Annotated in this window: 16 protein-coding genes; 12 read left to right on the forward strand and 4 right to left on the reverse strand. The window is 38.8% G+C overall.

Annotation, left to right across the window (positions count from 1 at the left end; translation table 11 throughout):
* Nucleotides 1-32 precede the first annotated feature (32 nt).
* The 3 genes from ACZ5B7_RS07440 to ACZ5B7_RS07450 are packed head-to-tail and all read left to right on the forward strand — an operon-like array spanning nucleotide 33 to nucleotide 2,004.
* Nucleotides 33-686: a bifunctional 4-hydroxy-2-oxoglutarate aldolase/2-dehydro-3-deoxy-phosphogluconate aldolase gene (locus ACZ5B7_RS07440; RefSeq protein ID WP_464493287.1), complete on the forward strand. Its 654-nt coding sequence runs from the start codon at nucleotides 33-35 to the stop codon at nucleotides 684-686.
* Entirely contained in the window at nucleotides 673-1,656 is a 984-nt protein-coding gene (locus tag ACZ5B7_RS07445) for a sugar kinase (RefSeq protein ID WP_464493288.1), read from the forward strand. The genes ACZ5B7_RS07440 and ACZ5B7_RS07445 overlap by 14 nt, the downstream gene beginning before the upstream one ends.
* A gap of 54 nt (nucleotides 1,657-1,710) precedes the next feature.
* Nucleotides 1,711-2,004, forward strand: coding sequence for a cupin domain-containing protein (locus ACZ5B7_RS07450; protein ID WP_464493289.1), 294 nt, complete (start codon nucleotides 1,711-1,713; stop codon nucleotides 2,002-2,004).
* A 41-nt stretch (nucleotides 2,005-2,045) separates the two neighbouring features.
* On the opposite strand, the gene ACZ5B7_RS07455 is transcribed toward ACZ5B7_RS07450, so the two are convergent.
* Both ACZ5B7_RS07455 and ACZ5B7_RS07460 read right to left on the reverse strand, forming a co-directional pair.
* Entirely contained in the window at nucleotides 2,046-3,197 is a 1,152-nt protein-coding gene (locus tag ACZ5B7_RS07455; RefSeq protein ID WP_464493290.1) for a diguanylate cyclase domain-containing protein, read from the reverse strand.
* A 177-nt stretch (nucleotides 3,198-3,374) separates the two neighbouring features.
* Nucleotides 3,375-4,040, reverse strand: coding sequence for an FMN-dependent NADH-azoreductase (locus tag ACZ5B7_RS07460; RefSeq protein ID WP_464493291.1), 666 nt, complete (start codon nucleotides 4,038-4,040; stop codon nucleotides 3,375-3,377).
* 326 nt (nucleotides 4,041-4,366) lie between these two features.
* On the opposite strand from ACZ5B7_RS07460, the gene ACZ5B7_RS07465 reads away from it, so the two are divergent.
* Complete coding sequence (locus ACZ5B7_RS07465; protein ID WP_464493292.1) at nucleotides 4,367-5,776, forward strand: MFS transporter; 1,410 nt, start codon at nucleotides 4,367-4,369, stop codon at nucleotides 5,774-5,776.
* 99 nt (nucleotides 5,777-5,875) lie between these two features.
* Here the strand turns inward: ACZ5B7_RS07465 and ACZ5B7_RS07470 are convergent, their stop codons facing one another.
* On the reverse strand, nucleotides 5,876-7,042 hold the full coding sequence (locus tag ACZ5B7_RS07470) for an ROK family protein (protein WP_464493293.1): 1,167 nt from the start codon (nucleotides 7,040-7,042) through the stop codon (nucleotides 5,876-5,878).
* A 235-nt stretch (nucleotides 7,043-7,277) separates the two neighbouring features.
* On the opposite strand from ACZ5B7_RS07470, the gene uxaC reads away from it, so the two are divergent.
* From uxaC to ACZ5B7_RS07505, 7 genes are all read left to right on the forward strand, one after another.
* Nucleotides 7,278-8,681 carry a glucuronate isomerase gene (gene uxaC, locus ACZ5B7_RS07475; RefSeq protein WP_464493294.1) on the forward strand — a complete coding sequence of 468 codons (1,404 nt, stop codon included), beginning with the start codon at nucleotides 7,278-7,280 and terminating at the stop codon, nucleotides 8,679-8,681.
* 103 nt (nucleotides 8,682-8,784) lie between these two features.
* On the forward strand, nucleotides 8,785-10,197 hold the full coding sequence (gndA, locus tag ACZ5B7_RS07480; protein WP_464493295.1) for an NADP-dependent phosphogluconate dehydrogenase: 1,413 nt from the start codon (nucleotides 8,785-8,787) through the stop codon (nucleotides 10,195-10,197).
* Nucleotides 10,198-10,404: 207 nt separating this feature from the next.
* Entirely contained in the window at nucleotides 10,405-11,322 is a 918-nt protein-coding gene (locus ACZ5B7_RS07485; RefSeq protein ID WP_464493296.1) for an AraC family transcriptional regulator, read from the forward strand.
* Between the two features lie 16 nt (nucleotides 11,323-11,338).
* Nucleotides 11,339-12,226 (forward strand): sugar phosphate isomerase/epimerase family protein, encoded by an 888-nt coding sequence (locus ACZ5B7_RS07490; RefSeq protein WP_464493297.1) that lies wholly within the window; start codon nucleotides 11,339-11,341, stop codon nucleotides 12,224-12,226.
* A 2-nt stretch (nucleotides 12,227-12,228) separates the two neighbouring features.
* Nucleotides 12,229-13,389 (forward strand): Gfo/Idh/MocA family protein, encoded by a 1,161-nt coding sequence (locus ACZ5B7_RS07495; RefSeq protein WP_464493298.1) that lies wholly within the window; start codon nucleotides 12,229-12,231, stop codon nucleotides 13,387-13,389.
* Nucleotides 13,390-13,451: 62 nt separating this feature from the next.
* The gene (locus tag ACZ5B7_RS07500) at nucleotides 13,452-14,456 is read left to right on the forward strand and encodes a Gfo/Idh/MocA family protein (protein WP_464493299.1); all 1,005 of its coding nucleotides are present in this window, start codon (nucleotides 13,452-13,454) and stop codon (nucleotides 14,454-14,456) included.
* Nucleotides 14,457-14,459: 3 nt separating this feature from the next.
* Entirely contained in the window at nucleotides 14,460-15,320 is an 861-nt protein-coding gene (locus ACZ5B7_RS07505; RefSeq protein WP_464493300.1) for a sugar phosphate isomerase/epimerase family protein, read from the forward strand.
* A gap of 82 nt (nucleotides 15,321-15,402) precedes the next feature.
* Here the strand turns inward: ACZ5B7_RS07505 and ACZ5B7_RS07510 are convergent, their stop codons facing one another.
* The gene (locus ACZ5B7_RS07510) at nucleotides 15,403-16,038 is read right to left on the reverse strand and encodes a YesL family protein (RefSeq protein WP_464493301.1); all 636 of its coding nucleotides are present in this window, start codon (nucleotides 16,036-16,038) and stop codon (nucleotides 15,403-15,405) included.
* 274 nt (nucleotides 16,039-16,312) lie between these two features.
* Here ACZ5B7_RS07510 and ACZ5B7_RS07515 point away from each other — a divergent pair, with 274 nt between their 5' ends.
* Complete coding sequence (locus ACZ5B7_RS07515; protein WP_464493302.1) at nucleotides 16,313-17,281, forward strand: carbohydrate ABC transporter permease; 969 nt, start codon at nucleotides 16,313-16,315, stop codon at nucleotides 17,279-17,281.
* The last annotated feature ends 4 nt before the right edge of the window (nucleotides 17,282-17,285 follow it).

The raw sequence follows: 17,285 nt of genomic DNA on the forward strand, positions 1-17,285 counted from the left end.
CGAAAAAGAACTCAGTAATGGAGGCAGTTTCAATGGAGCAAAACTTAGTTTCTTTATTAAAACAAGAAAAAATTGTGGCAATTATTCGCGGCATTCCAAACGGCAGTGGTGAAGACACAGCCAAAGCCCTTGCAGCAGGCGGAGTTTCATTTTTAGAAGTGACATTAAACACCGATGGAGCCCTTAATATGATTGATGATCTGAAAGGGAAATTTGGCAGTCAATTACGAATTGGTGCGGGAACCGTTTTGGACCTTGAGATGGCAAAGGAAGCGGTTCATGCAGGTGCTGAATATATTGTGTCGCCAAACCTGGATGAAGAGGTATTGGCATACGGACTTGAACAAGGTGTGGAAGTTTGGCCTGGAACGCTGACTCCTACTGAGATTGTCCGGGCGTATCGCCTCGGGGCAAGCGCTGTTAAGGTTTTCCCAGTCGGCTCAATGGGAGTGAAATATATTAAAGATATTAGAGGACCGCTTAACCATATTCCCATGATGGTAACAGGCGGAGTGAATCTGGACAATATCAAAGAGGTTTTGGGCTACGGAGCCATTGCAGTAGGGCTCGGTGGAAATCTAGTAAACAATGAGTTAATTAAAAAAGGTGATTTTGAGCAAATTACGCAATTAGCTGCGGCGTATACTAGACTAGCTAAAGAGGTGCAGGTACATGCAGCCAAATAACCGTACGGATGTACTGACAATTGGGGAAAGCATGGTTCTTTTTCAAACAATCGGGAAAAAAGGGATTAAGTATGAGCCGCTCTTTACTAAGTCCCTGGCAGGTGCCGAATCAAATGTTGCCATCACCCTGACACGTTTAGGCAAGAAGGTTAGATGGGTCAGTAAACTAGGAAAAGATCCGTTTGGTGACTTTATTTTGTCAACACTTGGCGGAGAGGGAGTAGATGTATCCTATGCCCTCCGTGATGCGGAAAAACCTACGGCGGTTTATTTTAAAGAAAGTAAAAGCTATGGTGATCCAACCGTTTATTATTATCGGAAAAACTCAGCCGCTAGCAATCTTCTGCCAGAAGATGTGCAAAAAGAGTGGTTTGCTGGTGTCAAGCATTTGCATGTCACAGGAATAACACCGGCCTTAAGTGAAAATGCTGCCGAAGCTATCCGAAAAGCAATGGAAATGGCCAAGGATATGGGACTGACCATTTCCTTTGACCCAAATTTACGGAGAAAGCTCTGGAGTGAGGAGAGGGCGCGGAGTGTTTTACTTTCGCTTATCCCGCTATGTGATGTGTTTCTGCCAGGCGTGGAGGAAGCAGAGTTCCTATTAGGTCAACAATCCATTGAAGAATATGGAGAGAGATTCCTGCAAATGGGGCCGAAAGTAGTTATCTTAAAGCTCGGTGCCGAGGGATCGATGGGCTTTATCAACGGCGATTCTGTTAAAGCAGCCCCACATGTAGTCACACAGGTCATTGATACGGTCGGGGCTGGTGATGCGTTTGCAGCAGGGTTCCTCTCTGTGTATTTAGATAACGAGGCTGCTTTGACTCATGTATCCCTAGAAATGGCTTTAACCAGGGCCAATATTTTAGGCGCGTTGGCAACTCAATTTAAGGGTGATTGGGAAGGGAATCCATCTCTTGAGGAGATCAATTCCATTATCTCAGGCAGGGTAGAAGCTACAAGATAAATATGTAAAGTTGAGGTGATTGACTTGTTTTGCTTTGGAAATAAGGAAAATTCTGTGGAAGCAGGAGAAGGTGCCAAAAGGAAGCTTTTGGGAAGGGGCGGAAGCCTGATGATGACAGAAGTAAGTTTCCAAAAGGATGCCATTGGTGCAATCCACTCCCACCCGCACGAACAGGTAAGTTATATTGTTCAAGGAAGTTTTGAGTTCAATTTGGATGGAAACGTCCAGCAAGTGGTGAAAGGGGACAGCATCTACATTCCTTCAAATACTTTGCATGGGGTTAAAGCGCTTGAAGATGACTCGATCATACTGGATGTTTTTACACCTCAGCGGGAAGATTTTCTATGATTTAACTCAAAAAGACCGGGCTTCTGCCCGGTCTTATTTTGTTACAAAACGGAAATCGTGTCCCTGCCTTTTGTTTTTGAAGTATAAAGGGCCTCGTCTGCCAACTGAATCAAATCCTCCGGTTTGGCTGCCGGACCAGGGATGAATGAGGCGATCCCGATGCTTAGGGTGACGATTTCTGCTATTTCTGATTTAATATGGGGAATATTTAGTTCCTTAACAGTTTTCTTGATTAGTGCGGCAAATTGTTCGGCATTTTCCCGGTTTGCTGCAGGCATGATGAGGCTGAATTCCTCACCGCCATAACGGCAGAGTTTATAGCTTGAATCTTCCGTTACGAGATTGTTAATAGCTTGGGCAATGGTTTGCAAGCAATAATCACCAGTAAGATGGCCATAGGTATCATTATATTTTTTAAAGAAATCAATGTCGAACATTAGTAATGAAATTGGGACTTGATCCGATTGAGCGCGAAGCCACGCCTTTGCCAGTTTCGTATCAAAATATCTGCGATTTCCCACACCGGTTAATCCGTCTACATAAGAGAGTTGGTTTAATCGTTCATTGGATTTTTCTAATTTATGCTGTGTTTCTTTCAGTTCGATAAGGCTATTCTTTAATTTTCTTTGGTTTTCATTTGAATGGGCGATAAACACAGAAAAATGATAGGCGATAAATCCGCCTGTTAACGAAAAAATATAATGCATGATTAACAATTTTTTTAATACAATTGGATCTTCAATATTGATGGTAAAAACGATTGTTAGGATAAATAATCCGATCAGGTTCATGAAAAAAGCTTTCATTGTAAAATTATAATTCAATCTTGCTAAGCCGCTGCTTATGATCGCTATAAACAGCATTCCGATAGAAGCATAAAGAGCTGCATCACTATAACTGAAAAGCAGAAATCTCCCTATTACAATAAGGGCAGAAGCGAGCATCGCGGGAATGAATCCCCCGAAAGCAGCTGCAAGAACGATTGCTAAATGGCGGAGGTCGGCAATTGTTGTGGTAGAAATTTTAATACTAAAAATCATGAGTATGTTTCCAAGGATACCGTAGAAAAGTCCCCAATATAGTTTAGTGGACAATGGTGAAGAAGCCTTTAATGGTCTATTTTTGAATAATTGCCCTAAGACAAAAAAAGCTGATATTAATAGGGCAGTATTTGAAACAAAATCTTTTAACATTCAATGATCTCCGCTACTATGTTCTTTTGGTCAGGAGTGGTTCGTTCCTATAATCCGATTATACTATAAGAAGGGAAATTCCGACAAAAAATAAAGGAATAAGTCTGTTGAGCTTCGACATTTTCCGGGAAATTTTTATACAAAAATAGCTTCCCAATAGAAGGGAAGCTATTCATATTATAGGAGGACAGGCTGAGAAATGCCCGCAAGTTCCTTCGCGGCTAAACGTGCTTTTTCTTTGGCAGCGGCAACAATTTCCGGGACCTTTTGCGGATAAAGGTCCAAGCCCTCAGCAATGATACTATTCATGACGTCAATTCCTAGGAAATTAAGGGCAATTTTTAAATAACGGTCTCCAGACTCTAATTCCTGGATAGGGGAACCTGTATATTGGCCCCCGCGGGTTTGAATGTGAATCGCCTTTTTCCCTGATAATAATCCCTTTGGTCCGTTAGGAGTATGGGTGAAGGTTTTTCCTGCAATAAATAGATTATCGAGGAATGCTTTCAAGACCGCCGGTGAATTTAAATTCCATAATGGTGAAACAAAGACATAGTAGTCAAATCCAATAAATTCATCTGCAAGAGCGTGCATTTTAAGGATTTTTTCTCTTTCGGTTTCTGAAAGCTGGTCTAATGTATAGCCGTATCCTGCTAATTTTCCGCGTGCAAATACTAAATCGGCATCCATTTGGACAAAATCTAATTGGAATAAATCCATTCTCTTAATTTCTACATCCGGCCTTTCATTTATAAAGGATTCGAGAAAAGCCTCTCCAATTTGCAACCCTTTTGATTTTTCAAGACCCTTTGGATTTGCGGTAATATAAAGTAATTTCTCCATCAACACACTACCCATCTGTTTTAAATGATTTCATTACTTCTATTATAAGAAATTTACTTTGCTCAATTTTGAACAATGGGTGAAGTTCTTGAACATTAGGTGACCATTATAGTTTTCAACATATGAATTGGTAAATTTTTTTATATTAGCGCTTACATAAAGTTATTGACGAAAAAAGTCGATGGTGATATTCTACATATACGAAGTTGATTTGTTAGTTTATTAAACAAATTAATGGAAGTATAAACCAATCTCGAGATGTACAAATTATTTTTAACTGTTTTTTGAAAAGGATTACAAATAAAAATTATAACGGAGGGGTAACCATGGCACAAAGTGCAAGAGTACAGGCACCAGATTTTAATGTAGAAAAAGCAGCAGTTCGTCCGTTTGGAATGAAAGATAAATTAGGTTATTTGTTTGGTGATTTTGGAAACGATTTCTTCTTTATTTTAGTAGCATCATTCTTAATGGTCTATTACACAGATGTTTATGGTCTTAATCCTGCATTCGTAGGAACCCTTTTCTTAGTTGCCCGCCTATGGGATGCCGTAGCCGATGTTTCTTGGGGACGTTTTATTGACACAAGAAAAACAGGGAAAAACGGTAAGTTCAGACCATGGATTTTTAGAATGTCATTTCCGCTTGTCATCACTGGGGTGTTAATGTTTGTACACATTCCGGGAATGTCTACAGGATTTTATGAAGCATATGCATTTGTAACATATATTTTATGGGGAACATTATATAGTACGGTTAATATTCCGTATGGATCAATGGCTTCTGTAATTACAGGTGATCCAGTTGAACGTACTTCACTATCAAGTTGGAGAACATTAGGAGGAAACCTAGCTGGTTTAATCATTAACGTAGTTGGTCCAATGATTCTGTTTGTCAATAATAAGGCTGATGCCAATCACTTTTTATTAGGGGCCATCATTTTTGGAGTACTTGCCATTGCTTGTTATATGGCTTGCTACAAAATGTCAGTAGAACGTATTACAATCACTGATACAAAAAAGGAAAAAGTGAATTTAAGTCAAACATTAAAGGGCCTTGCAAAAAACAAACCTTTACTGTGGATTTTGATTGCATCATTGGCTTTCATGGTGACTTTTATGTTAATCGGTGCAGTAAACGTTTACTTGTTTAAAGATTATTTTGGCAATGCCAAAGCTTTAAGTATGGTTGGTCTTATTCAATCTGTAGCAGTATTTGTGGGAATGCCATTGGTTAAGCCATTAGTAGCTAAATTCGGGAAAAAAGAAGTTGCTGCTGCAGGGTTGTTACTTGCTGCAGTTGTATATGGCGTTTTATATCTGCTTCCAAACCTTAATGCAAACCAATTTATTGGAATTTTAGCGATTGCCATGTTTGGCTACGGATTATTTAACTTAGTCGTTTGGGCATTTGTAACTGACGTTATCGATTATCATGAATACCTTACTGGTTTACGTGAAGATGGAACTGTCTATTCAATCTATTCCTTTGCCCGTAAAGTAGGACAAGCGATTGCTGGTGGTGTGGGTGGTTTTGCGATTGCATCAGTTGGTTATAATGCAACTCTTAAGGCGCAAACACAGGACACATTGAATGGAATTCATACACTCGCCACATTGGTTCCGGCAGTTACTCTACTCGTAATTTTCTTAATTCTTGTATTCCTATACCCATTAAATAAGAAAAAAACACAACAGCTTGCTATTGATTTGGCTGAAAAGAGAAAAGCTTCTTAATATGAATGATGGAAGATAGTTAAGGGAACTTAGCTATCTTCTTTTTTATGCAAAAAAAATCCCCTTTTTAAAGGGGGTTTTTTAGGAAACGGTTTCATTCTACTGCTGTTCAAATGGTAAATTCAGCATCGGAACACCAAGGAAATGTTTAATCGCAAGGGCACATGCACCTAGTACGCAAGACTTTTTCCCAATTGAAGAAATGGATAACTCACGGTAATGACTAATGGACGAATGTAAATTTCTCTTAATTTTATCAAGAGCATCCGGATACATCCTTAGAAGTTCACTGTCGAGCACAAGGACATCAGGATTGTAAATATTAATCATATTATTTAAGCCGACGGAGAGATAGTAGAGTAACTGTTCCAGCTGCTCGTGTACTTCTTTGTCACCTTCATCAAGCCATTTTTGAATATCCTCATAGGAAAGGTTTTTCATTTGTCTTTTTTCGGATAGATACTCGAATATACTTGATTCTGAGGCGTACTTCTCCCAGCATCCTTTATTGCCGCAGTTGCATGGCCTGCCTTCAGGGACAACAATCATATGGCCAATCTCACCAGCAAAGCCATCATGCCCGCGGAAGAAGTCATTTTTCATCATCATTCCCATTCCGATTCCAGAATAGAGAGTGGCACAAAGCAGGTTATCTGTTTCATGGTGGAAAAATACCCGTTCTGCAAAAGAGCTTAGGTTGGCATTGTTTTCAAGATAAACATCGATATCAATTTCATTTTCAAGATCGGTTTTTAAATGAATATCCTCCCATCCAAGTCGTGGTACAAAATGAACAACTTCGTCCTTCCCAACAAGGCCATGGATGGCAATGACAATTCCGACAATTCCGTAGTGGCTATCAGTGTATTCCGCTTTATATTTTTTAATTTGCTCAACTAATATATGAAGAATCTCTGCATAGTCTGTTGTGTTTATTTTAATAATAGTAGATGTAACAGGATGACCCAGCAGGTCTGATAACGTAAAGGATATTTGACCATAATCAAGGTCGATTCCAAGGGCATAGCCTGCATGGCTGTTTAATGAAAGCATAATCGGCTTTCTTCCGACAGAAAAATGCTCAAGCTGTGTCTCAATAATCAGTCCTTCATCCAAAAGGTCAGAAACCTGGGCAGAAATGGTAGCTCTCGTCAGGTCAGTCACCTTGGATATATCTGCGCGGGAAATCATTCCTGCTTTTACAATTTCCTTAATGATTAAGGAACGATTTATTTTTTTTATATATGCCGCATCACCGGTAATCATTGAGTTCCTCCATTTTATACACTTTTATAAGTATTTCTATTATATCAAATTATTAAATGGCGGAAAAACATATTATTGATTTCCTTCATTGACGAATTAAGATAAACATGATAATTTATATTTGTAATTAATTAGTTTAATAAACAAATTAAATTAAACTATATGTATTTTTTAAATTTTTTTAGCGCAATTGAAAGGGTTTACAGCTAAAGCTTTACTATTGGGAGGGAATAGAATGAAAGCTTTTTTAGATAATCATTTCTTATTAAATACCGAGACAGCTAAGGGACTTTATGAAAATGCCGCGCAGGGATTGCCAATCTTTGACTTTCACTGCCATTTAAATCCCCAAGAGGTTTGGGAAAACAAACCATATCGAAGCATTACGGAAGTGTGGCTTGGCGGCGACCATTATAAATGGAGAGCCATGCGTATGCATGGTATTGGCGAAAGGTTCATTACCGGCGACGCTGATGACTGGGAGAAGTTTGCTGCCTGGGCGGAAACAGTGCCTCATTTAATTGGCAACCCGCTTTATCATTGGACACATATGGAATTAAAAATGTTTTTTGGAATCGAGAAGGTTCTTAATCCGGAAACCGCCCGTGAAATTTTTGACGAGTGCAATGAAAAACTCGAGAAGCCGGAATTCAGGCCAAGAGCCTTCATCGAACGATCTAATGTAAAATTTATCGGTACTACAGATGACCCAGTTTCAACTCTTGAATACCACCAATTGTTGAAGAAGGATGAAACGTTTAAGGCCATCATTGCGCCAACCTTCCGTCCTGACGGTGCCCTTTTCATTGAGCGGCCAACCTTTAAAACATGGCTTGAAACATTATCGGAAGTATCCGGGATTAAGGTGGACTCTTTAGATTCGTTTTTACAAGCATTAAAACAGCGGGTTGATTACTTCCATGAAAATGGCGGCCGAGCATCTGACCATGATATTCAAAAAATGGAATATGTACAAACGACTAAAGAAGAGATTTCACCAATTTTTGATAAGAAGTTCAATGGTGAAGAGCTTGATGAAGAAGAAATCACTCTATATAGAGCGTTCCTATTGACGGAGCTTGGAAAAATGTATGCGGAAAAACAATGGGTCATGCAGCTTCATATGGGAGCCATGCGCAGCAATAATACGAAAATGAAAAATCTGCTTGGTCCTGATACAGGTTTTGATTCTGTTGGCGAAACCAATTTTGCTGAAGGCATCTCCCGCTTTCTTGATGCTCTTGACGTACAGAATGCATTGCCAAGAACGGTATTGTTTAACTTAAACCAGAAGGATAATGTTGTTCTTGCTGGCATGATGGGTAATTTTTATGAAGAGGGTATTCCGGGTAAGGTTCAATTTGGTTCAGGCTGGTGGTTCCTCGATCATATCGATGGAATGGAAAAACAAATGAAGGATCTTGCAAACGTTGGGTTATTAAGCCACTTTATTGGTATGCTGACAGATTCCCGCAGTTTCCTATCTTACGCAAGGCATGATTATTTCCGTCGAATCCTCTGCAACATTCTTGGAGAATGGGTGGAAAGAGGCTTAGCGCCAAATAATCAGGAGTACATGGAGCAAATGGTTAGAAATATTGGCTATCACAATGCAGAGAAGTATTTCTTACAGCGATAATTTAGAAATGCCTTTCTTGATGTTCTTTGCTTAAAACGCTATTATGGATGGTATATTAATGGTGCCCGCGAGCCCAAACCGATAAACGGAGGGAGATTGTCATATGTCAAAGCAACAAATTGGTGTAGTTGGATTAGCTGTAATGGGGAAAAATCTTGCTTTAAATATTGAAAGCAGAGGGTATTCCGTTGCAGTCTTTAACCGCTCTTACGAAAAAACAGAGGAATTTTTGAAAAATGAAGCAGAGGGAAAAAACTTTGTTGGTGCCCGCACTGTCGAGGAATTTGTTAACTCTTTAGAAAAGCCTCGCAAAATTTTATTAATGGTTAAAGCAGGTACTGCTACCGATGCCACAATCGACTCTTTAAAGCCATTTCTTGAGGAAGGCGATATTCTGATCGATGGCGGAAATACATTCTTCCAGGACACCATCAGAAGGAATAAGGAACTAGCGTCAGCAGGATACCATTTTATCGGAACTGGCGTATCCGGCGGGGAAGAAGGCGCATTAAAAGGACCTTCGATTATGCCTGGCGGTAAACAGGAAGCTTATGAGCTTGTCAAACCGATTTTAGAAGCTATCTCTGCAAAAGTCGAAGGTGACCCATGCTGTACGTATATCGGTCCGAATGGGGCAGGACACTATGTGAAAATGGTTCATAATGGCATCGAGTATGGCGATATGCAGCTAATTTGTGAAGCATACTTTATTCTTAAGAATGTCCTTGGTTTAAATGCAGAGGAGCTTCATCAAGTATTTGCTGAGTGGAATAAAGGCGAACTAGACAGTTATTTAATTGAAATTACCGCTGACATTTTTACAAAAGTGGATGAAGAAACTGGAAAGCCAATGGTTGATGTCATCATGGATACTGCCGGCCAAAAAGGTACTGGTAAATGGACAAGCCAAAACGCTTTAGATTTAGGTGTACCGCTGCCGCTTATTACTGAATCTGTATTTGCGCGCTTTATTTCAGCGATGAAAGAGGAACGTGTAAAGGCAAGCAAAGTATTGAATGGGCCTGAGGCAAAACCATTTGAAGGCAATAAAGAAGAGTTGATTGAAGCGGTTCGTAAGGCATTATACATGAGTAAAATTTGCTCTTACGCACAAGGCTTTGCACAAATGCGCTCAGCATCTGAAGAGTACGATTGGAATCTTCGCTATGGGGATATCGCAATGATTTTCCGCGGCGGCTGTATCATTCGTGCTCAATTCCTGCAAAAAATTAAAGATGCTTACAATCGCGACCCAGAATTGAAGAACCTGTTATTAGATCCATACTTTAAGGAAATTGTGGAAGGCTATCAGCAATCACTACGTCAAGTGCTATCCTTGGCAATTGAACGCGGTATTCCGGTGCCATCGTTTGCAAGTGCGATTGCTTACTATGACAGCTACCGTACCGAAACACTTCCAGCCAACCTATTACAGGCGCAACGTGATTACTTTGGTGCCCACACGTACCAGCGTATTGACAAAGAAGGTACTTTCCATACAAATTGGATGGAATAAGCTACCTTTCTTTACCTGATAAGAGACAAAACCTCCAAACAAATGGACGGTTTTGTCTTTTTTTTTACTTAAACTAAAATATAAAAAGCAATATCAGTCAAATTTAATCGAAATGAAAGCAGTTTCAGAGAATGTTTTTCTCAAGCTTAAGGCGTAAAATATAAGTAAGCTTTGATATCGCTTACTACTAGGGAAGGCGTGAGAGCTGTGGAAGATTTATTTACCCTGCCATATAAAAGAAAAGTATTAGATGAGTGGATTTATGCATCTTATCGAATGCAGGGAGTGGAATCCTATACTTTTCAGTTTCACTCACATCACGAGTATGAGATTTATTTCTTCTGCGGCGGTGATTGTAAGTATTTAATTAATAATCGGATCTATGAGCTGGTACCCGGTGATATTATTCTTTTGGATGGCATGACCCTGCATAAAGCCAACCCTGGGGGTGAGAGCATCTATACGAGAAGTGTGCTTCATTTTTCTCCAACATGGCTGTCTGATTTGATTTCCACACTCGGAATACCGAATTTGTTAATGCCGTTTAAAAAATTGAACAACCCGCTTCTACGTACACGTTATGATGAAAATGGCCAATATGTGGACGGGCAGATGAAAAAAATATCGGGGCTTCTAACCGAAATCGATGAAGAGCTTCAGCGTACGGGGAAAAAGAGTGAACTATTAGAAGCTGAAGTGAAGCTTGAGCTGACTCAGTTGCTGCTTGCTATCTATAAAATGAGTAAGAAGGAGCTAGCGCAAATAAACAGCAGGAAGACAGAAAAGGAAGTACATGTAGAGGAAATTGCTTCTTGGATAAGAGACCACTATACAGAGAAAATTAGTTTGGACCGTATTTCGTCCGAGCTTAGTTTAAGCAAATATTATGTATCGCACGTTTTTAAAGAAGTCACAGGTTTTACTGTGATGGAATATGTAATGGGCTGCAGGCTTAACCAAGTGAAGTTCTTATTAGAAATGGAACCAGATCTTTCCTTAGCTGAAGTATCTAGTGCATCGGGGTTTGAAAGTCTTGCACATTTTAGCCGCTTTTTTAAAGAAAAGGTGGGCATAACACCGTCACGCTATCGAAAAAATAAACTACAACCAGCAACACAGCAATAAGGAGGAGTCACTATAAATGAATCAAGATTTATTGATCTCAGGATTTTCAGATGAAATTTCATCAGATTTTGATACACAGCTTGAGGTTGTTTCAAATCTAGGCATGCGTTATTTATCTTTGCGGGGCATTGATGGGAAAAACATCGGTGACTTTACCGTTGCTGAGATTAAAGAAAATGTCCTTCCGCGTCTTGAAAAAGCGGGAATAGCTGTATCATCGATTGGATCTCCTATTGGCAAGGTCTTCATCAATGATGAAGAAGGCTTTGCAAAACAAAAAGAAATGCTTGAAACCCTATGCCAGATTAGTAATCTGTTGGACTGCAAATATATTCGTATTTTTAGTTTTTATATTCCAAAGGGGGACAACCCTGATATTTACCGCGATGATGTTATTCGCAAAATAAAGGAATATGCCGCGATTGCGAAGAAATACAATGTCATTTTATTGCATGAAAATGAAAAGGATATATACGGTGATATCGCACGACGCTGTCATGAGATATTAAAAGAGGTTAATTCCCCGTACTTTAAGGCGATTTTTGATTTTGCCAACTTCGTTCAATGCGGTGAAGATACCGAGGTATGTTATGAATTATTAAAGGATGAAGTGGTTTATATTCACATCAAAGATGCGGTTACTACAGATAATCAAAATGTTGTCTGCGGTACAGGAGAAGGAAAAATTCCTGAACTCCTCTCCCAATTTATTAAAGCAGGCTATAAAGGCTTTTTAACACTAGAGCCTCATTTGGTTCTCTTTGATTCATTAAAGGATTTAGAGCTTGAAGATGCGGCCAAGATCATTAAGGACAACAAAGGGCTTGATGGTGCAGGCGGCTATAAACTTCAATATGAAGCACTTTTAGAAATTCTAAAAAAAATTGAAAGCGAGGAACGGTAAAAATGGAACAAGTGAAATTAGGAATTATTGGTTTAGGCGCAGAAGGCGGTATGTACGCTAAATTCATTTCAGAAGGCAAAGTAAAGAACATGGTAATTGGTGCAATATGTGATAATGATCCTGCTAAAAAGCAAGTAGCGCAAGAAACTTATCCAGATGTGCCTTTTTATGATAATTATATCGATATGCTTGAAAGCGGTCACGTTAATGCAGTCGTTACAACTGTTCCGCATTACCTCCATCCTGAAATGGGAATTGAAGCACTAAAACGAAACATCCATGCATTAGTGGAAAAACCGGCTGGAGTATATACAAAACAAGTGAAAGAGCTAAACGACTTTGCAGCGACAAAGCCTGAAGTTAAGTTTGCAATCTTCTTTAACCAGCGTACAAACCCGCTTTATAAAAAAGTAAAAGAACTTATTGATAATGGCGAGATTGGAAGCATTCGCCGTACCAATTGGATTATCACTACTTGGTGGAGACCGCAGGGTTACTACGATCAAAGTGAATGGAGAGCAACATGGGGCGGAGAAGGCGGCGGTGTTCTTGTAAACCAAGCACCACACCAAATTGACTTACTTCAGTGGATTTGCGGTATGCCTAAAAAGGTTTATTCAAAAGCAAACTTTGGCTATCAAAGAGATATTGTTGTTGAAGACGATGTAACTGCCGTTTTTGATTATGGAAATGGTGCTACTGGTGTATTTGTAACTTGTACGCATGATGTAGTGGGGACAGACCGTTTAGAAATCTTAGGCGATAAAGGAAAAATCGTGGTAGATGATAGTAAAAAAATCACTATCAAGCGCCTAAATAAGCCTGAAAATGAAATGAGCGCAACCATGAGTATGCAAGATGTTATGAGTATTTTCATGGGCGGCGGTCAAGGTGATATTTTCACTGAGGAAGTCCTTGAATTTGAAAGCGTTTGGGGCGGTCAGCACATTGCTGTATTAGAAGACTTTGCTTCAGCGATCGTTGAAGGTACACCATTATTAGCACCAGGTAGCGACGGTATTAATGGTGTAAGACTTGCAAATGCGATGCATCTGTCAAGCTGGTTAGGCAAGGAAGTGGAATTACCATTTGATGAAGATTTATTCTTAGAAGAACTAAATAAACGGATTGCAGAAGAAGGTAAATATCCGGTTAGAAAGTAATCACCTTAAACGAACTCAATGCTAATGCAGCTTTGAGTTCGTTTAAAAAAGGGGAGAAGCATATGCTTAAAGCAGCAGTAATAGGACTTGGAGATATTTCTAAAATTCATATACCAGCTATACAAGCGAATCCAGACGCTGAGCTAGTGGCAGTTTGTGACATAAATGAATCCTTAAAAGATACCGTACCTGGCGTAAACTTTTATACAGATTATCACGAGATGCTAGAAAAGGAAGCGCTTGATTGTGTCCATAACTGTCTGCCTCATTATCTGCACTACCCTGTAACAAAAGCTTGTGTAGAAAAAGGTGTTCATGTTTTTCAAGAGAAGCCGTTGGGCTTAAACACGGAAGAGGGACAGGCGCTGGTAAAACTTGAGAACGAACATAGTGATATTAAAATTGGTGTGTGTTTACAAAACCGATACAATGAAACGTTTGAGACACTTCTAGAGATCGTTAAGAGCGGTGAATATGGCAAGGTTACAGGGGTAAAAGGTCTGGTAGCTTGGTTTAGACCGAAGGCGTATTATGATGCCAAACCATGGCGCGGAAAAATGGAATTGGCCGGCGGCGGTGTGATGATTAACCAAGCATTGCATACCATCGATTTAATGCAGCTTATTGGCGGTGAAATCGACTCCATTAAAGGATCTATAAATCAATTATTGGACTATGGAATTGAAGTGGAAGATACGGCATCGGCCCATATCCATTTTAAACATGGAGCGAAGGGCTTATTCTTTGCTACTAATGCAAATGCAGAAAATTCAAGCGTGGAGCTTGAGGTATTGTTAGAAAAAGGAAAATTCAACATCAAAGATAGCATCTTGGTGAGAGTAACAGATGAAGGTAAAAAGGAAGAATTGGTGGAAGACGCCAAACTGCCAGGTTCAAAATTCTATTACGGGGCAAGCCATTTCAAAACCATTAACCAATTCTATCAATGTATTCTCCAAAATTCACATGATTATGTTCATGCGAAGGATGCATTCGTTTCTATTGCAATGATTGATGCTATACGTAAATCTTCAGAGATAAAACAAGTAGTTAAAATGGAGGGATAATAAATGAAAAAGGGTAAAATCGGCGTTCAAATGATGATGCTAAAAGGCAAAGTGGAAGAGCTAGGTGCCTATGAAACAATGAGAAAATTAAGTGAGCTTGGCTATCACGCAGTTGAAGTTTCTCAAATTCCTATGACTCCAGAGAACGTAGCGGAGATAAAAAGGGCAAGTCAAGATTTTGATATTAAGATTGCGGCTCTTTCTGCTGCGGTAGAGCCAATGCTTCCTGGAATGCCTGGTGAGACATTGACAAGTGACTTTGAAAAAATCGTAAACGACTGCAAGACCCTGGATTGTAACTTCTTACGTATAGGTATGCTGCCATTAACAGCTATCGGTCATAAAGATAAAATCATGGAATTTATTAGGAAAGCAGAAGAAATGGCCCACCGATTGGCTGAACACGGAATTGAATTGTATTACCACACACACCACATAGAATTCCAAAAATATGATGGTCAGTATTTGTTGGATATTATTAAGAATAACACCACTAAGCTTGGGTTTGAATTAGATGTTCACTGGATTCAAAGAGCGGGCGTAAATCCTGTGGAATTTGTTAAAGAATATACAGGCCGTATCTCACTCCTGCACTTGAAGGATTATCGTATTGGACAAATTGATACAAGTCAAATTGACTTCAAGGATATGGGGAAATTCTTTGACCTATTCACCAATACAATTGAATTTGCAGAACTTGGCGAAGGAAACCTCGATATTAAAGGTATTATGGAAGCAGGCCTTGAGAGCGGGGCACAGTATTTCTTGGTAGAACAAGATGATACCTATGGCCGTGACCCATTTGATTGCTTGGAGATTTCTGCTAATCACTTAAGAAAACTAGGTTATTCTGACTGGTTTTAAAAATATTAGCAAATAAAACAAGAGGCTGTTAATAAGTGGCAGCCTCTTTTTGTGTGCGTAAAGTGAAATATAAAAATTAGATTTATGTTTCATTACTCATTTCTTCTTGTTTTCTTGTTATTCTATTAAAGGCTAGACTTGCTGAAGAGAGAATCACAAGACCTAATAGGCTTACACTGAAAAAGAATCCTAATCCCGATATAGCGGCAACTGCAAAGTATATGGCGGCAGTTCCAAAAATCATAAATAGACTTGGGATCGGACTGTAGATGGTAATGAGAAGTGCATTTTTGATATGTGTTCTTAATGGTTGATCAAATTCAACATAAGAAGCCAACGTATAGCAAATGAGGAGAAAATAAATACAACTCATGATAATACTGGAATATAAAAGAAAAGCAGCTGTTTCATTAGATGCAGATTGTAAAAAGGTGATATTTACATACAAGATAAAGCCGAACGCAACGAATATTAACCCTAATTTATTACTGTTATGGAACTCCTTTTTATAATATTGCCAAAAAGTTTGGAATACTGGTGGATGATTTTTCAAAAGATACTGTCTTAATGTAGCTAACATCGCTATAGTCGCTGGAAAAAAACCAAATATCACGAATCCGCTTAAAGTAAAGAGGATCCATAATAAATTTAAATAAGCTAGTCTTGCTATCCAATTACAAACCATATAAATACCATTTGAAAATGAACCTAATTGCATGCTGCTCCCTCCTTTTCTATAAATATATCATGCACAGAAAGACTAGTTTTCCTTTTTCGATAGGAAGTAAAAATTTTCCCAGAAAAGTAAAAATAAAGCATGAACTAAATAGAGTATCTAGAGATTTTACATCTGAAATTGGAGAGGTGATAAAACTAGTAAAAATTTTCTCAATAATGTAAAAATTCCACATTGTTGAAAGCGTTATCAAAAACTATACTTAACCTACAATAAAGATAACTAAATCTTCTACAAAGAAAAAGAGGTGAAAATCGTGGGCAGCGAAGTAAAGGCCGAAACAAAAGTTACACCAATAACTAAAAATAAGGTAAACAAGCAGGCAAAAAGAAGAAAAAGTGCCGCTTTTAGCGGGTGGAAGGAGAATTTATCAGGTTACATATTTATTGCACCGATGTTTATTGGGACCTCCATCTTGGTAGTATTTCCAATTCTCGCTTCTTTTGTGTTAAGTTTTACCGATTGGAATTTTGTATCGGGTTATGAAAATGCTAAATTTGTAGGATTTGAAAACTTCTCGAAATTACTCTCCAATCCACTATTTATTAAAGGCTTAATCAATAATATTATCTTAATTTTAGCGGTGCCGATTACATTAATTTTATCACTTGGTTTAGCTGTAATCATTAACAAACATGTTTATTTTAAAGATCTGTTCAAGGTGATCTATTTTATGCCGTTTATTTCGAGCGTTGTAGCCGTTGCAGTGGTTTTTCAAGTGCTATTTCATCCAACGAAAGGTCCTATTAACCATTTACTGATGTCGCTTGGGATTGAGAATCCGCCTGGTTGGATCGCAGACGTTACCTTTGCCTTGCCCTCTGTAATGTTAATTATGATTTGGACAGGAATTGGGTTTAATTTAATCATTTACTTGGCCGGTTTGCAGAATATACCAAAAGAACTTTACGAAGCAGCACAAATGGATGGGGCTAGTGCTTGGGCTCAATTTACTAAGATTACAATCCCCTTGGTGTCACCTACAACCTTCTTATTGTTTGTTACAGGTGTAATTTCTAGTTTTAAAGTATTTGATTTAATCATCGTTTTAACGAATGGCGGACCAGCAAATTCGACCATAACACCAGTTGTTTATTTGTATCAACAGGCATTTATTGAATTAAAAACAGGCTATGCCTCCGCTATTTCTATAGTCATGTTCGTGATTATTTTGATCATTACTTATATTCAATTTCTTGGTCAGAAAAAATGGGTGAATTATTAAAAAG

It is taken from the genome of Neobacillus sp. S1115 (genome assembly GCF_055385565.1).

Excerpts from the sequence above, each read along its gene's own strand:
- ACZ5B7_RS07495 (WP_464493298.1), top strand. The coding sequence starts at position 12,229 with ATGGAACAAGTGAAATTAGGAATTATTGGTTTAGGCGCAGAAGGCGGT.
- ACZ5B7_RS07505 (WP_464493300.1), top strand. The coding sequence starts at position 14,460 with ATGAAAAAGGGTAAAATCGGCGTTCAAATGATGATGCTAAAAGGCAAA.
- ACZ5B7_RS07455 (WP_464493290.1), bottom strand. The coding sequence starts at position 3,197 with ATGTTAAAAGATTTTGTTTCAAATACTGCCCTATTAATATCAGCTTTT.
- ACZ5B7_RS07490 (WP_464493297.1), top strand. The coding sequence starts at position 11,339 with ATGAATCAAGATTTATTGATCTCAGGATTTTCAGATGAAATTTCATCA.
- ACZ5B7_RS07440 (WP_464493287.1), top strand. The coding sequence starts at position 33 with ATGGAGCAAAACTTAGTTTCTTTATTAAAACAAGAAAAAATTGTGGCA.
- gndA (WP_464493295.1), top strand. The coding sequence starts at position 8,785 with ATGTCAAAGCAACAAATTGGTGTAGTTGGATTAGCTGTAATGGGGAAA.
- ACZ5B7_RS07465 (WP_464493292.1), top strand. The coding sequence starts at position 4,367 with ATGGCACAAAGTGCAAGAGTACAGGCACCAGATTTTAATGTAGAAAAA.
- ACZ5B7_RS07500 (WP_464493299.1), top strand. The coding sequence starts at position 13,452 with ATGCTTAAAGCAGCAGTAATAGGACTTGGAGATATTTCTAAAATTCAT.
- ACZ5B7_RS07510 (WP_464493301.1), bottom strand. The coding sequence starts at position 16,038 with ATGCAATTAGGTTCATTTTCAAATGGTATTTATATGGTTTGTAATTGG.
- uxaC (WP_464493294.1), top strand. The coding sequence starts at position 7,278 with ATGAAAGCTTTTTTAGATAATCATTTCTTATTAAATACCGAGACAGCT.
- ACZ5B7_RS07445 (WP_464493288.1), top strand. The coding sequence starts at position 673 with ATGCAGCCAAATAACCGTACGGATGTACTGACAATTGGGGAAAGCATG.
- ACZ5B7_RS07470 (WP_464493293.1), bottom strand. The coding sequence starts at position 7,042 with ATGATTACCGGTGATGCGGCATATATAAAAAAAATAAATCGTTCCTTA.
- ACZ5B7_RS07460 (WP_464493291.1), bottom strand. The coding sequence starts at position 4,040 with ATGGAGAAATTACTTTATATTACCGCAAATCCAAAGGGTCTTGAAAAA.